Below are 16,244 nucleotides of genomic sequence, written 5' to 3'. Positions count from 1 at the left end.
AACCTTACACAGAGAATCATAATGAAATTAAAAAACTTTACCCGCAAAACTATTCGAGTTGTGTCGCCAATCGGTGGTCATGTGGCGTTGTTTGCATCGGGTGAAACACGCGACATACCAGTTCATTTAGAAGATGCAGCAATTCGTGCAGGCTTAGTGCCACTTGAAGACCTTAAAACCGAATTAGAGCGCATGGCAGACCTAGAGACAGCAGAACGCGAGCAAGCAATGGCAGAAGTTGAAGCTGAGCACAAAGCCTCACTAGAGCAAGCACTGGCGCTAGAAGACGCAGCGAAAAAAGCTAAAGCAAGTGAAGCAGCAAAAAAAGCAGCGGCAACTCGTGCAGCAAACAAAGAAAAAGAAACCAAGTAATAGGGGTATAGCGTCATGTTAACCGTAGGAACAGTATTAACGAACCGTGTCCGTGTCTTGTTACGAGACATTGATGATGGCGGTGTGCAATGGCGTGACCCTGAACTATTGCAGTGGTTCAATGAAGCGTGTGCTGAAATAGCGCGAGTTCGTCCAGAGGCATGTAGTGGCACGTCTACTTTCATGTTGAAAGCTGGCTCAAAGCAGAGTGTAGCGGCCATGGGTGCGTCACGCGTACTTGAAGTTGTATGCAACATGGTAGGTGATGACGAAGGTCGGTCTGTGCGTCGTGTTGATCGCTCAACGCTAGACAACGAAGACCCTAACTGGATGGCGGGGCCAAAAACTAACACGGTGTTTCGTTACAGCGCGAGCTTAACTGACCCACGTTCGTTCTATGTTTACCCGCCGTCAGATGGCACAAGTGGCCTAATGATGGTTGTTGGTACTACGCCGCCAGAAGTTACTGAGCTAACAGAGGTGTTCCCATTGCCTACGATGTACGCGGCATGTGTGGCTAACTACATTCTGTATCGTGCATTTGGTAAGTTCACTGAGTCAGAGGCTATGCAGGCACGAGCACAGGGCTATTACAGTATTTTCACTGCACAGGTTGGCGACACACAAGCTAGCATGGAAAGCGATAATGCTGTAACCCGTGATGTGATCGGCCAACGCTAATGGCTACGGTTCAGGATTGGGTCGACAGCATACGTATGGACGTGTCTGAGCCTCTTGATACTATGGTGGCGCGTCAAGTTCGCTACGCCATACAAGAGTTCTTTAGGCTATCGGAGGCATGGGTACATTCTGAACGTGTTGAGCTTACGGGCGACACGGCGGAGCTATCACGCCTTCCGGTCAATACGTATGTGGCCTCTACCAAGTACGCTTATTTTGAGCCAGCGGGACGTGATGGCCGTTACAAGCTGGTAAGTGAATTGGCGCATCGAGTGGGTAAAGCAGGCCGTGTTGGTACGTTTGCCCACAGTGATAACACCATATTGCTTGACGCATTCGAGGAAGGTACGCTAGAAGTTGCAGTTGTAGTGCAGCCCAACCGTAGCATAGAAAGTGTACCCGACTCATTGTGTGACAAGTGGTTTGATGTGATCCGCCGAGGGGCACTTGCTCGCTTACTGTCTATGCCTGAAAAGCTTTGGTCAGATGCCCGCGCAGCAGCAGCTTACGAAATGCACTTTAGAGAGGGCGTATCAATGGCTAAGCGTGAGGTACGTGATGATCGTAGTCGGCCTAAGCGGACGATTAAGTTCAATCAAGGGTACTCTTGGTAATGACGCCATTCACGCCAGATGAAATAGGCGATGTGTTCCCCATTATAGAGCCGATAATCAATCGGCTCTATCTTGATTTCGGGGGCTACAGCCCAGAGAAGATACGCCACCTACTCGAAATACAAGCCGCAACGCTGCATATAGCGGATGGCGAGTCGTTCTTCATTGCCCAATGGAGCGAAACCACATGTCATATACTCGCTGCGGCCTCGCTGTCAGGTCACGTCAAAGACTTCAATCAGATTATAAGTGACACTACTATCTTTTTTAAACAGTTGGGGTGTAGTAAAATCACATTCACCAGCCCAAGAGAAGGTTGGGGTCGCGTGGCAAGTCGCATTGGCTTTCACGTTGAGTCAATAACATATGCAAAGGAAGTCTAATGTCTAAACCAGATAAGCCAGAGACACCCGAAGGCGAGAAAATACAAGTCGTATTGGCTAAAAAGATGTTTGCTGAGGGGTCAGCGGTCAAAGATGCAAACCGTGATCAATTCATGGCCTCAAACAAGCGTGATAATAGGTCACAGCTAATTTCACGCGTTGGTGCGGAGTCTGCAAAAGTGTCGCGGGATAGGTTACACGCGAACCGTAAAGCGGGTTCATATAAAACAGTTGATGGCGCAGTTGATGTGCAGTCAGCTGGAATCGCGGCATCGGGTAAAGGTGGTCGCTCATATGAAACAGAGGGCGAGGCTGTAAGAACGGGCACGTCTAATGTTGAGCGCATAGCACGTAGCATGGCCGCAGATGGTCAGCGCCGTAGCTTGCAGGACTTTACCGACAAGAATACTAAGACACAGGGCTTGCTTGACATAGGGCTTGCGGGTGCATCGGCATACGCATACTCCAAAGATGGCAACAAAGTAAACTCACCAGAAATTGCGGGTCAAGTATCAATATACAGTCAGCAATCGGCCTCTAACTCATTCGCAGGAGATATGGCGTCATGAATCGTTTACCCGGGGGTGGTGGTAATGGCAGTAATAACTCAATGGGTCCGTATGTCGATTATATAGGGAGCGATGAGCACAAAGCAGCCGAGGCCAAAAAAGCGCAACAGGCGGCGGAGACAGCGGACTACGAGCAGAACCTACGTGACATGTACCAGAACCAAATATCGGACTACGAGAAAAACACGTTACCGATGATCCAAAGTCTGCAAAAAGAGGCTGAAAGTACAAAGCTCGTGGACAAAACGCGGGAGTTGGCTAATGGTCTTGATGCAAGAACGCAGGAAGTAACAGACCGACAGTTGGGCTACAGCATGGGTGGTCAACTGGCCTCACAGCGCGGGGCAATGGACAGCAGACGTAACCTAGCGGTAGGCCGTGCTAACAGTGCATCTGTTACTCAGTCATATGAGGATCAACGTAACAAGCAACAAGCGGCCAGAACGCAGCTAATGAGCATATCTGAGCAGCTACAATCATCGGGTACAGCGTCTATGTCACAAGCATATCAAGCCAAGACGCAACGTGATGAGGCATACAAAGCGGCGAACAGTGGCTTCATGTCACAGGCGGGCGCAGTGGCTGGCGGCGTTATTGGCGGTTTCTTCGGTGGTCCTTGGGGTGCATCGGCGGGTGCAGCAATTGGTGGCGCAGCTGGCGGCGTGTTATCTAACTAAGTAGGGGGTTTTATGGCAGGTGGATATGGTATGCGCGATGGTTCGGCCATCGTCAATGCTATTGGGCAATACGCCCAGTACAACGAGCGCCAAAATGATAAGGCGTATGCGCGTGAGCGTCAGGAGAAACTAGACTACGAAAACTCACAGCGCCAAAAGAAAGCGGACACACGCGCGGATGCGTTGTTCAACAGACAGATGGGCGAGTACGATTACAAAGACAAAGAGCGTGAACGTGTTGGGGCTGAACGAGAGCGCAGCCTTAGCTCCCGCGAGGATTATGTGGGGCTTACGAAAAGTAATATTGATGAGCAAGAGGCCGCTGAACTAAGTCGATTCGATAAAGTACGTCAAACATTGGGTACGGGTAGCTCAGGTCAGGGCAAAGGTCTTGTGGCAAATGACACAGGTGATGGATTTACTACGTTAAGTGTCACTAGAGAAGATGGCGAAGTGCCGTTGACTGTTAAGGCCACTGACAACAAAAGCACACCGATTAGAGCGCGTAATGAGGACATACCAGCACTGGAAGAGCATGCGGCGCGTAGTGCTGAGTTCGCAGAGAAGAGTGGTGTTGATCCACAATATCACTCGGCTTATATTCGAGCGGGCTTTACGGCGGATGAAGGCGGTGTTGTGCGCCCTGCAACGCATGAAGAGTTTACGAGTAACCTACGTGAGCAAGGCTTGTTAGACGCGATTAAGGGCAAGCAGACAGCACCGAATGAAGATGTGCCGATTGAAGCGGGCAAAGGTGAGCAGCACAGTAAGGCCACTATGCGCGAGTCGGGAAAGACTGACTTCGACATAGCGAACCCGATAGGCAGTGTGCAAAAGGAAATGGTTAAAAGTGTGTACACGGGCTTGGAGCAAATGTACTCAGTAGCCAAAAAAGGTGCGGGCAAGGTCTTAGAGGCTGGTGAATGGTTGTCTGAGGGCGCGATGGAGCGTGGCTTCGACAAGTCCATTAAGAAAACAGCTAAGTCGTTCCTGTTAGGTAAAGATGCACAGACTACTGTACAGGATGATGGAGTGGCTAAGGTTCGCCCTACCGCTAAAGTGGCGACACCTGAGGGCGTGGCTGACCTGCGCGATACGAAGGAAACCATCGAGAAGGTAGGGGGTGCGCCACCTAAACTTCGTCCAGAGCTAAAGCAGATTAGTGAAGTCGAAGATGTTGAGGCCAAGCTGAGTGCTGTACGTGAGAAGTACGCGAATATGCGTAAACAGGCGTCGGTCATTGGTGAGCTGTACATTACGGGTAATATAAACGAAAAAGACATGACTAACTTCATGGAAACGGGCGATATGCGGTTCAATATGCACGACATTGAAAAGCATAATGTGTCGATGATTGAGCGCAAAGCTGCGGCTGATAGCAAGGTGCTAAAGGCGCGTGACGACCTAATCAAGCGCCAAGTGGAGGCTGCTAAGGCAACGTCTACGCTCAAGGATGATAAGCAGAAACAGCTAAAGGCAACGCGGGGGCACTTGAAAGATGTTGGCGGCTCTGTGGCGGCATTCATCGGGGCTAAAAAAGGCATGCAGGCTGACCAGATTAAAGGCTTGGCTGCACAGGTTGAGATACTGGCTGACCGTTTTGTTGCGTCAGAACGTTATGGCCTAGAGGCTATGGGAACAGTGGGCTTTGCGGGTATGTGGTCAGGTGCTGTTGAGTCATACCTACAGGATAACCCAAGTAGCGACCTATCTGTAATGAGCATCACGCCGTACATGACAGCGACAGAGGCCAAGTACAAGCCAGCGGCAGCAGAGACAATTAAGTCGCTAAGTGCCAACTTCCCTAAGGCGGATTTGCAGGACATACGAAAGCAATACAATGACCACCTTATTGAGACTCATGATGCGATTACACAAGGAGGCAAAGTGGCGTGGACAGATGGAATGCAGGCAGATGTTGACGAGTTGTTCAAGGCTAAGTTTATGAGTGAACAGCGATAGTCTTAAAGCAAGTTAGTAGTAATGGTGTTAAAATCCATAACAGTAAAAACGTTGGGGATTTTTTGTATGGAAAGTAATGACGTAGTAAATGAAATGCGCCGTAGAGCAGAGGCACGAGGGGAGCTTACTAATGAGCGCCCAGCTGATGCTATGGAAGGAAAACTGCGCGATGGTGACAGTGCGGACATAGGTGAAACAAAAGATGCTCGTGCGGTGGGATATAACACAAACGAAAAATACCATGCCAGCCGAGCAGATGAGCATCCTAACGCACAGGCCGCGCAGGACGTAGTACAAGACACTTTCGATGATGGCGGTTACATTGCGCCAACGGACGAGGGCAGAGGGCACTATGGCCGTAAGCTTGTTGAGTTCCGCAACAAATACGGTGTAGATATCGCCCCAGATATGGTTATGTCAGGTGCAGCCGCTGCGAGCCGTGGGGCTGAGTCGACACAGGCTGAAATGACAGGTATAGCAAGACGCGCACTTGGTTACGAGTCGTCAAGCAACGCCGAAATGAACGCTGTTGGCGAGCAGAACCGAGAAATGAATGATGATTTCGCGCCATGGGAAAAAGGCACGTTGTCGGCAGAGGTATATGACCGCCGTGGTACGTTTGAAAAGGCATTTGATCGGGGTACGTCTGACACCAAAGCAGCGTTAGGTGGGGCTTTAAACTTCATTGGCGAGGCGGTGGGCAATGACCAGTGGGCAGCGGAAGGTTCGCTAATAGCCAAAAAACATGGCGTTGATTCGGCACTAAACAAGCGTAAATATGAAACATACGAGAAGGTTGAGGGCTTTGAACAGGCTGTTGACTACGTGGTTGAAACGCTTGGTGAACTCGCTCCTGGTCTAATAGTAGATGCTATCGCAACGGTTGGTACTGTAGCGGCTGGCGCGGCAACCGGTGGCGTAGGTGCTGTTGCGGGTGCTGGCCTTATGGGTGCTATGCGAGCTACGGCGGGTCGAGCACTGGCTAAGGGCGCTAAAGCTGGCATGTATGCGGGTCCTGCGTTATCAGGCTTTGCACAGGCTGCGGGTAATATGGAAAACCGCCTTGATGCCATTGATGAAGGTGAGCACACAGCCGAGGCATTACTGTCAGGTACAGCGGGTGCAGTAACGAACGCGCTACCTTTCCTTGCCGTTATGGGTAAATCGCTCAAGGCCAGTGGCATATCAGATGCAGCAGCTAGGCCAGTTCTTGATGCGTTGGCAAAGCCTTCTGTCGCTAAGCGCCTTAAAGACATTGGTGTCACTGCCAGTATTGGTGCGGGTATCGAGGGTGCTACTGAAATAGCGCAGGCAACTATTGACGAGATTATCGCAACAGAAATGGGCGGTGATGAGTGGCGTCTTGATACGAAACAGGCAATTGAGGCTGGTTTACGCGGTGTTATTGGCGGTGGAGCAATGGGTGGTGTGGCGTCAGCTACGGCCAATGCTCATGGTTTCATGCAAGAGTACAACGAGGCTAAAAAAGGTGTTGATGCTGAGGGCGAAAAGCAAGACGCTGATGGCTGGAAAGAAGATACCGTTGTCGAAGTTGAGCAAGACGAGGCAGACTTTGCGGGCGCGGAAACACTAGAAAAAAGCGTAGAGCGTGTCGCCAAAAAGACACCGAGAAAACTAGGAGTGGGCGCTAAGGCCAAAAACCCTGAGCTAGAAGAAGGCGCAGACTTAGGTGTTGCAGGCCAAGGTCAGTTCGACTCAATGACTTCGCGTGATGTGCCGAACCTTAAAAGCGAGCGTTACGATGAGCTGCGCGATGTACTTGAACCTAAGGGCAAGCCGCTAAGCGAAAAGGAAGTAGGGGCACTTATCGACAGTGGTGCGCTAACAAATGACGAGCTTGCGAGCTATGCGGCAGATTCGCATTACGGCTCAAAAACACCGTTGTCGGGCGGCTATGACAAAGAACGTGGCGATGAAGCATTAGCACGAGTGTTTAAGCAAGTGATCCGAATGTCGCGTGAAGGTAGCGTAAAGTTAACCGAGGGTCAGAAAGAACGCTTACGTGAGGCCGAAGAAATAGGCACAGACACGGCACTTAAAGCAGCACTGGCTAATGTTAACCCTGAGCTGAACAACATTGTGTACCGCAACGCTAACAAGTTCGATGGCCGTGCGATGTTCCGTGACTACACCAAAAGCAAAACCGACCGTGTTAAGACCCGCGAACGCATGAAAAAAGAGGCTGTTGTTGAGCCTGAGGTGAAAAATGCAGAGCAAGTATTTGTGCCGGAGGGTGAAGCGCCTAAGGACAAACGTAAAGGCTTAGCTAAAAGTACCCCAGATTGGATCATGGAAGGCCGCAAGCCGAGCAAGCAAGAAGTTGATGATGCAATGGCTATGCTGGACAACGCTAAAGACAAACTAAAAGTGCGTGTTCGTAGTGTAATCGAGGGCAAAGGCAAGAATACACAGGCAGCGCGTGACGTATTCGCTGTTGAAGTAGCTAAGAACGCTAAGCAGTTAGCGGAAGTCGGCCAGCATTATGACTTCGAGTCGTCAGGTTCACTAGTAGCGGACAAAATGAGCCTGCTTAACAAGATTGTAGACAGCAGCCTTGGTGGAACTCCCGCTGAGAAAAAGGCAGCACGTAAGCCAAAGGCCAAGCCAACCACTACTAAAGGCAAGCTGGATTACCTCAAGCAAGAGCTAGGTACGCGCACGGCCAGTGATGGCGATATGGGTAAATTACTTGAAGCTGAAAAGCAGTATGAGCAGTACCTAAAAGATGGCGATGCAATTGATCCAAATTCGATAAGCGATGCCTCTGCTAAGGCACTAGGCGACATTGAAAAGCATAAGGGCAATAAGGATATCTATGCGAAGTTGCAGGCGTTACAGGCGCGTGTAGACAAGCATGAGTTCATTAAAGCGTTCCCTAAAGCTGTCAACAACATGTATGAGAGCACAGCAGCGGACAAAACCCAGCGAGAGCTTGGGGCTAGAACCGACCAACAAGTTGCCTACACTGAAAAAGGCGAAGATGGCACAGAGCGAAACGTGGGTGATGTTCAGGGCATAATAGATACCACTGATAACGACCTAGAAGTAGCAGCGCATTATGTTCGACGCACGAAAGCAGCAGAAGAGGCATACCGAGCACTAAGAGGCGTTAAAGGTCTGAATGGCGCACCGTTAGTAAGGTTCATGCGCGAGAAGGTCAAACCAACTGAGCGTGAGCAGATGCTTGGCGATAGGTTGCCTAAACGTGGCCGAGCGGACAAAGACCCTATTAACAATGGTAATACCACAAAGCATAACCAGTTTACGGTTGGCGACAACAAGCCACCACTGTTCACGCATGGCAACCAAGAGCGACGCCCAGATACACCGCATTTGTCGGCTGGCGTACTGGGTAAGATTAAAGAGCACTTGGATAATAAAGACTATGACTCGGTAGGTAAAATACTCGAACGTGCGGGCATCCTCCCAGAGTTTGTATCTGTGGGCAAAGAACCTCAAATATCCCCTAGTGAACGTCTAGCAAAGGCTGTTCGCAGTTCGTTCCCGCGAAACAAACGCTACCGTGACGCGCGACCAGAAAAAGGTGCGGCAAGAAGTGATCGGGGTATTACGGTACGCGACAACGTATCAGGCAAGAATTTACATGTTGATATGGATGCAGTAACCCGTTGGTCAATGCGTGAAGACAAACTGGACTTGAACGATGCAGACTCAAGCAACTTAAACTTCATTAATGAGCTGTCGAACGCGGTGCTAAGTGGCATTTCAGCACTGGCCGAGTTACGCCTGCCAGATGGCCGACCGATGTTCAGCATTGATTTGAACACAATACGCGACGATTCTGTTGTGTACCGAATGGATGGCGACAAACTGGCGTCAATAACAATGGGCACAATCCGAGGCAACATTCACCACAAAGGCAAGAAGTACACGCCTAAGAAAGATGTGGTACGCACCGCACATGTGGGCAAAGAGCACAGAGCTACCATGCGTAAAATCGGCATTGAGCTGTCGGACAGACCAGAGCTTAGCCAAGTGAAAGCAGCGGCGGAGCTGGCGAACAAGGTTGGTGATATTAGTGACGCTGAGCTTGCATCGTTTATCAGCAGTGTTGAGCACGAGATTAACAGCAGCCGCACACTGGCCGACTTGGTGCCAGATGATATAGGCAACGTGTACCGTGACGAAGTGACATACGATGAAGTTGCTGGCCTTGTTTCCGATGCTGTGGCTGATGGCCGCATAACAGAAGAACGCGGGGATGAGCTGTTAACAGAGGCCAGAGCTAACGTATTCGATAAAGACTACGAGCAAGCGGCCAAAGACGGCGGCGAGTTAACGATGAAAACTAAGCGCGAAGATGATGAGATTCAGAACCGCGACGAAATATCGACAGCCCGCAGCACCCGTTCAGCAATACGAAAGCGTGTTAAGTCGAAGGCCAATGACATGAGCAGCGCACAAACGGCTGTTAAAAAGGGGCTAGAGGACAACTTAGCCGAGGCCAAAGAAAAGCTGGCACAGATAAGTAAGTCGAAGGGCATTGACATTGAGGCTGACATTAAAGAGGCGAAGGCCGCTGTAGCTCAGGCGACTAAAGCGATGAAGGTAGCTATTGTTGAAGCTATCCGCCGCAATGATGTTGAGGGCTACACGGTTGCTGAGCTGCGTAATGCTCATGGCGCGATGGATAAGGCGTCACCTAAGCTGTTGAGCGCGGTAGCCAAGGCTGATGTAGCGCACTCTAAAAAAGAGTTTGTGAACAAGGGCGACTTTGGTAAAGGCACAAACGTACATGCTGAGCTAGTACAGGCCAAGCACCGTGCCAGCCTGCTAGAAGGTGTTAAGCAAAGCGCCGCTAAGCCAGAAGATGCAGCGGGTATCATTGCCAAATTGACCGAAGAGGCAGAGCGACGTGTGGAAGTTGCGGAGCGAGCATTCGCATCGTACAAAGACGGCAAAGCCCCAGATGGTGCGGACTTGAGCAAAGGCCGCAAGATACAGCTTAACCGTAAGGTGATGAAAGTTGTGCAGCGTAACCGTGGCATGGCTAAGAAGTCTATATTCCGCTTGTTTGAAATGACACGTACACGATTAGGCCGCATACACCCTGAGGCTGGGGAGCGAGCGGACAAGTTCACTGCGTTACAACGCAATGCTACTGAGTATTTAGCGTCACGTATGGGCAAGGACGTTGGCGATGCGCCTGCTATACAAAAAGGCTATGAGGACTCAATACGTAAAGTAGACAGCCCAGAGCGCAGCAGGTACGAGGCGTTTGTGCGTGAGATTAACATGTACGTTAAAAAACACGACCCATCGTATGAACCTGTTACATCTAAGGTGCATTTGGATTTGCACAAGGTTGAACGCAATCGTGAGGGCTTTTTATCTATACTACGTGAGAATGGCATCAAGAACCCTGAACGCCTTTTAGAATCAATCCTAGATGGCCGTGGCTACCCTGAGTTTTCAATTAGACCAGAGCTAACAAACCAGCCGCGTAGTGGCCGTAAAGCAATAGATGCCCTGTATGACAAGCTTAAAGAAGGTGGTTATGTGGACACCGATGCACCGCGACACCTGTTAAGGCTGATTAACTCGGCTACAAGCTGGGCGTCATGGAATGAAACGCATGGCGGTACAGTGGGCGGCAAGTGGGATTCAAATGCAGAGTTCAACCGCATACAGAGCGAAGTACACACGGGCAACCGCCAAGAGTTCGCTAAGTTGTATCAAGGTGTTACAGGCCGTTTAGGTATGGGCATGTCACCGAAGTTACGCGCCCTAAACTCAGCAGCGTTGGCTTTCCAATCGGCAACTGTGTTGTGGTTCTCAGGTTTGGCGAGTATTCCAGAGGTGGCGGCCACCTACGCTCGAATGCGTGGCGATACTAAAGGCATGTTAGATGATGCGAAAAGCGTGTTGACTGGTGTAGGCCGTGAGCAGTTATTCAAGGTAGCGCGTGACCTAGATATCATAACGGATGCGGCTATCGAGCACTCGCTACAAGAAATGTACAACATGAACGACATGACCACTGGCCGTGTGTCGCAGAAGATACAGGCCACCGTGTTCAAGCTGAACGGCCAGAATTACATAACGAAGTTAACTCGTGCCATTGCCACTAAAGCGGGCGAGCGTTACATAGTTCGTGCAGCAGAAGATGGAGCGGCGGGCGAGAAACGACTAAATGAGCTGGGCGTTACTGCGGCGCAAGTCAGAGAGTTTGCAGAAAAGGCAGACCTGTCGAGCGTTGCGGGCAAGAAATACCGTGATGCAGTACACCAGTTTGTTAATGAGGCCGTGACTAACCCGCGTTCTACTCAGTTACCGTTAGTAGCGAATGACCCGCGTTTTCTGCTTGTCACTACGCTTAAAAAGTTCTTCTACGGTTTCTACGATAACCTAAAGAACTCGCTATCGGCGGGCATGAAGGACAAGGATATGGCGTCTAACCCAATGCGCGCAATCGCAGTAACAGCAGCAGTGGCCTTGCCTATGGCGTTAATGGCCGAGTTGATGCGTGAGTTGATCCGATATCCATTTGGCCGACCCGCATGGCAAGGTGAGCGCGACCTAGTGGATTGGGGCAGCAGCGTGTTTATGGCAACGGGTTTATTGGGGCCTCTATCAATGGCGGAGTCTGTGTACAAGGGCACGACCTATGGTAGTCACCCCGCAGTGGCGGCGGCGGGTCCTACTGCTCAGTTCGCTGTTGATGTGGCGACACTTGAAATGCAGCCGAGCCGAGTAGTGCCGTTAGTCAACCAAATACCGTGGCTGGCTAAGCCCTTCAATGATGGAGTAGAGAATATGATTAAGTATTAGTAGCAACACTGCTATAATGCCTTATAAGTAACGCTACTATAAGGCATGTGCAATGACAGAACCAATGACAAAAAACTTCTCTGCAAAAGAGCTGCGCTGTAAATGTAAAGTATGTAACCGCGAAGTGCCTAATGAGTGTGACCTTTTCGCACTTCGCATGCTTCAACGAATCCGAGAGGAAGTAGGACCATTGACACTAAATAGCGCGTACCGCTGCCCATTGCACGAAGATGAGGCACGTAAAGAAAAACCAGGCACACATAACCAAGGCATTGCGTTCGATATTCGTGTGCCGTGGGGTCGTAAACGTATGAAGATTGTTGAGCTGGCCTTGAAACTTGGGGCAAAGGGCTTCGGCTTTGGCAACTCGTTCATTCATATTGACTGGCGCATACAGGCTGAGCCTACGAGCTGGAACTACAGCTAATGAAAATTACGTTCAATGCCTTTTTAGGCACAGCACCAAAATTTGACGTGGAGAGTGTGCCTGATGGCTACTCGTCCGTGTCACACAATACAAAATCAGAGCGGGGGATATTAGAACCGTGGGCGCTACCAACATCGCTTGGTACGTTTGGCCGAGCCAATGCAAAGTCAATGTACAAGTACAAGAACCAGTGGTTCACATGGCCTGACCTAACATACGCAGCTAAAGCCCCGTTGAAGAACGATGCTTATGACTATGTGCTGTTTGCATCGGGCGCTAGTGAGCCAAAGGTGGTGTACAACTTGAACGCTGAACAAGGTGGCGGACCATACCCAGCCGTGTCATACCCGCTTAATGTTCCTGTGCCAGCAAAGATATCGGGCGTGTTAGTCGAGGACGCGGATAACTGGATTTCAGAGTCGAAGTTAGATGAAAACGGCGAAGAGTACATGCCGAAGGATGCTGTCGAAGGTACTGACTCAAATGGTGATGGCATCATAGGTGTTAAGCCTTTCGAGTCACCAGAGGAAAGCGAATACGACTTAGCAGATGTAGTTTACTCATACTGTTACGTTGATGCGTGGGGCAGATTAAGTGCGTTGGCCGATCCGACTGAGCTGGTTACGATTAAAGAATGGCAGTACATAAATACTAAAAAAGTAACACTGACATTTCCAGACGTACCAGACACGTTGCTATCTGTTGATCCACTTCGCGGCACATCGGGCAAGATACGAATATACCGCACCAACTTAGCGGCGTCGGGCACAAGTGTCTTTCAGTTTGTGGACGAAATACCGCTAACGCAGAAAACGTACGAAGACTCGAAGTACAGTGGCGACCTGCTTGATGCGCCAATTAACGAGGATTGGGTAGGCGCACCAGACCTTGATGCGAGTCTGTACCCGAATGGCCCTATGCAAAAAGTAGTGGTCATGGGTTCTGATACGCTGGTCGGCCATAACAAACGCTTACTGTGTTTCGCAGAGCCAGATGCCTTTTACGCTTGGCCTGTGCGTTATTACAAAGTATTCCAAGAGGACATCGTAACGATACAACCATCGGGTTCTAACCTAGTGGTACTGACAACGGGCGTACCGTACATAGTGCAAGGTGTTCACCCTGAGTCGATGGATGCTGCGCGATTAGCTGACCCCGTACCGTGTTCAAGTGCCGAAGGTTCAACCGAAGTGGCGGGCGCTGTTTACTTTACAAGTGAGACTGGCCTGTACCGTATCGAAGGTTACAGCATGGCTAACGTGAGCACGGGCTTTATTGACTCTAACGCATGGCGCGAGCTAGACCCTACGACAATGATACTGGCGAACTATAACAACAAGGTGTTTGTACATTGCCCAACGGTTAACAAAACGCTTGTGTTTGATGCACTTGATCCAAAGGCGGGCATCCGCACCGTGGATATTCAGGCGCAGTCGTTTGTTGTGATGGATGAGACTAATGACCTAGCGTTTGTGGACACAGCGACACGCGAGCTGCACATGTTCGATAAGTCAAAAGAGGGGCACATGAGCATGAGCTGGGAATCAAAAACCTACCTGTTCAATGACCCAACGTGCTTCAACCTAGTGAAAGTGCGGGCTAATGCGTTCCCTGTTCGTGTGCGTGTTGAGTGCATCCATCCTGTATCGGGCGAAGTAATCAGCTACACGAAGGACGTTAACAGCCCTATGTTCGCGTACTTGCCGTTCAACAGCAGGTCGTTTAAGTGGCGAGTAGCGGTAGAGGCCATAAGCCAATCAGCACGGCTAGAGGTACGCGATATTCAATTAGCACAGTCACCGGAGGAATTAGAATGAGCCGTGCGCTGCCCCCTGTTCCTAAGGACGTTCCGCGCTCAGTACAGCAATTTCTTAGTGCGGTACGCGAAACGGTACAAATACAATCGGGCATGGGTCGGGGTAATTCACTCGACCGCGCTGTTACGTTCCGCGACTTGCAGAAGTCTATTGGCACGACTGACATGCGTATGCTGGCAACCAAAACAGAGTCGGGTTCGATTACGGCTTTCAACGATCCAATGCCAACAAGACCTACAGGCTTTGCGGCATTTGGCATGTTCAACATGGTGGGGCTTGAGTGGGATAGACCAAAGGCCAGCTGGTATGCGTTAACTGAGATTTACCGAGTAGATGTGACAGGCGTTGTTGGCGCTACACCGGTATTTGCAGATGCGTTGTTTGTTGGCTCATCGGCTACGGGTTTCTTCTCAGATATGGTAGAGCCTGCAAAGTCATTCGTTTATTGGGCGCGTCATGTAAACCGTGACTTCCAAGCGGGTGATGTAAGTTCGCCAGAAGGTACGAAGGCCAGTACGTCCGAGACACCAGAGCAGGTGCTTGTTAAATACAGCGAAGAAATTGCAGCGGGTGAAAACTTTAAGTGGCTACGCAGCGACTTGAGCATAATGGACACCATAAACCGCACGTTGCAAGGCAGCTCGTTAGGCGACTCAGGCCTAGGTAAGTTATTGGCTAACAGCTCGTCACTTAGCGACTTGTTGGCAGAGCAGGCAATGGGTGAGGCGATATCAAAGCATGTTCAAAGCGAGAACTTACAGCTACAGCTCGCCAAGAACTACGCAAGGCTATCGGGCGGCATACATGCGGCGGTGAATGCAGATGAAGCTTACGTGTTACGCATTCAGGAAATGGAATCACGTTGGGAAAATGACTTAGGTAAAATCATTAATGCCAACATTAGCGAATTTGAAACAACGCTTGCTAGTGAGCGCGGGGCAATAGCCGAGGCCATACGCAACTTTACTGTTGATTATGATGGCACAGGCGTAACGCTACAGGAGCTGTCGAGTGTTGCGGCCTCTGCGGACAAGGGCTACAAGGCACAGTGGGGCGTTAAAACTAAGGTTGGCGACCTACAGGGTGGCGTTGGTTTCCTCAATGATGGCCTGAAAACAAGTTTCATTGTTGATGCTCAGACGTTTGCGGTAACAGGCGGTAACGATAAGTTGTTCCCGTTCATTATCAAAAATGGCAAAACAGTAATCGACACAGCACTGATACAGAACGCCGAAATATATAACCTACTGGCGGCTAACATCGTCGCAGAGCGTGTAAAAGTGGGCGTGTCGTTCTCATCCCCAATCATAAAAGGTGGGTCGATAGATGGCGCATCGCTAACGGTTGGCAGTGGGTTCTCGGTAGACAGCAAAGGCATTATGCGAACTGTCGATGGGTTCTTTGAGGGCAACATTAAAGCGAAGGCTGGAACGCTTGATAATGTTCGTATTGGTGAAACATGCAAAATCGAGGGCACGTTGTACGCCAAAAACATTGAGGGCGATATTGTCGACCGCGCGGTAGTTGTGGTTACGAAACCATACCCAGTGGGAGCTAGCCAGCGGTTTACACTTATCGAGGGCGTGATTACCGCAGGCCAGATGGGTGCAACGGCAGAACGTGTGCTCGTGGTCAGTGGTATTGCGTTAGACCACCAAGATGGCGGTGGTTCGTCTAGTAACTTCGAGGTTCACCTGTTGCTTAATGGCTCATTAGAGCAGCGGTTCAGTTCGCACAACGCCAGAGAAGAGGGGTCGGTAACGGTTCAGCTTGGTTGCAAGATACCCGTTAGCGCAGCTGAACACTCGTTCGAGGTCGTGTTAATCCCAGGGGTTAACGACAACATATTAGTACAAGAGTCTGCAATTGTAGCAGACGTATTTAAAACAGGTTCAACGCTTAAACGTGTTGGCGGCCTTCATTTCTAGG

Annotated in this window: 11 protein-coding genes; all 11 read left to right on the top strand. The window is 50.2% G+C overall.

Going from position 1 to position 16,244, the window contains the following annotated elements; translation table 11 throughout:
• Positions 1–21 precede the first annotated feature (21 nt).
• Entirely contained in the window at positions 22–372 is a 351-nt protein-coding gene (locus HC000_RS02000) for a hypothetical protein (protein WP_179806808.1), read from the top strand.
• A gap of 15 nt (positions 373–387) precedes the next feature.
• Positions 388–1,053 (top strand): DUF6682 family protein, encoded by a 666-nt coding sequence (locus HC000_RS01995; protein ID WP_179806807.1) that lies wholly within the window; start codon positions 388–390, stop codon positions 1,051–1,053.
• Complete coding sequence (locus HC000_RS01990; protein WP_179806806.1) at positions 1,053–1,667, top strand: hypothetical protein; 615 nt, start codon at positions 1,053–1,055, stop codon at positions 1,665–1,667. The genes HC000_RS01995 and HC000_RS01990 overlap by 1 nt, the downstream gene beginning before the upstream one ends.
• Entirely contained in the window at positions 1,667–2,050 is a 384-nt protein-coding gene (locus tag HC000_RS01985; RefSeq protein WP_179806805.1) for a hypothetical protein, read from the top strand. Before HC000_RS01990 ends, HC000_RS01985 begins: the two co-directional genes overlap by 1 nt.
• Positions 2,050–2,619, top strand: a complete 570-nt coding sequence (locus HC000_RS01980; protein ID WP_179806804.1) for a hypothetical protein — start codon at positions 2,050–2,052, stop codon at positions 2,617–2,619. Before HC000_RS01985 ends, HC000_RS01980 begins: the two co-directional genes overlap by 1 nt.
• On the top strand, positions 2,616–3,296 hold the full coding sequence (locus tag HC000_RS01975; RefSeq protein WP_179806803.1) for a hypothetical protein: 681 nt from the start codon (positions 2,616–2,618) through the stop codon (positions 3,294–3,296). The genes HC000_RS01980 and HC000_RS01975 overlap by 4 nt, the downstream gene beginning before the upstream one ends.
• Positions 3,297–3,308: 12 nt before the next feature.
• Complete coding sequence (locus tag HC000_RS01970; protein WP_179806802.1) at positions 3,309–5,258, top strand: hypothetical protein; 1,950 nt, start codon at positions 3,309–3,311, stop codon at positions 5,256–5,258.
• A 66-nt stretch (positions 5,259–5,324) separates the two neighbouring features.
• On the top strand, positions 5,325–12,071 hold the full coding sequence (locus HC000_RS01965; protein ID WP_179806801.1) for a hypothetical protein: 6,747 nt from the start codon (positions 5,325–5,327) through the stop codon (positions 12,069–12,071).
• Positions 12,072–12,123: 52 nt separating this feature from the next.
• On the top strand, positions 12,124–12,498 hold the full coding sequence (locus HC000_RS01960) for a D-Ala-D-Ala carboxypeptidase family metallohydrolase (protein WP_179806800.1): 375 nt from the start codon (positions 12,124–12,126) through the stop codon (positions 12,496–12,498).
• On the top strand, positions 12,498–14,315 hold the full coding sequence (locus HC000_RS01955; protein ID WP_179806799.1) for a hypothetical protein: 1,818 nt from the start codon (positions 12,498–12,500) through the stop codon (positions 14,313–14,315). The genes HC000_RS01960 and HC000_RS01955 overlap by 1 nt, the downstream gene beginning before the upstream one ends.
• Positions 14,312–16,243: a DUF1983 domain-containing protein gene (locus HC000_RS01950; protein ID WP_179806798.1), complete on the top strand. Its 1,932-nt coding sequence runs from the start codon at positions 14,312–14,314 to the stop codon at positions 16,241–16,243. Before HC000_RS01955 ends, HC000_RS01950 begins: the two co-directional genes overlap by 4 nt.
• Position 16,244 lies beyond the last annotated feature (1 nt).

The organism is Pseudoalteromonas sp. MIP2626 (assembly GCF_013414205.1).
GTDB classification, from domain to species: domain Bacteria; phylum Pseudomonadota; class Gammaproteobacteria; order Enterobacterales; family Alteromonadaceae; genus Pseudoalteromonas; species Pseudoalteromonas nigrifaciens.
This window is presented reverse-complemented; position numbering and strand designations above follow the sequence as displayed.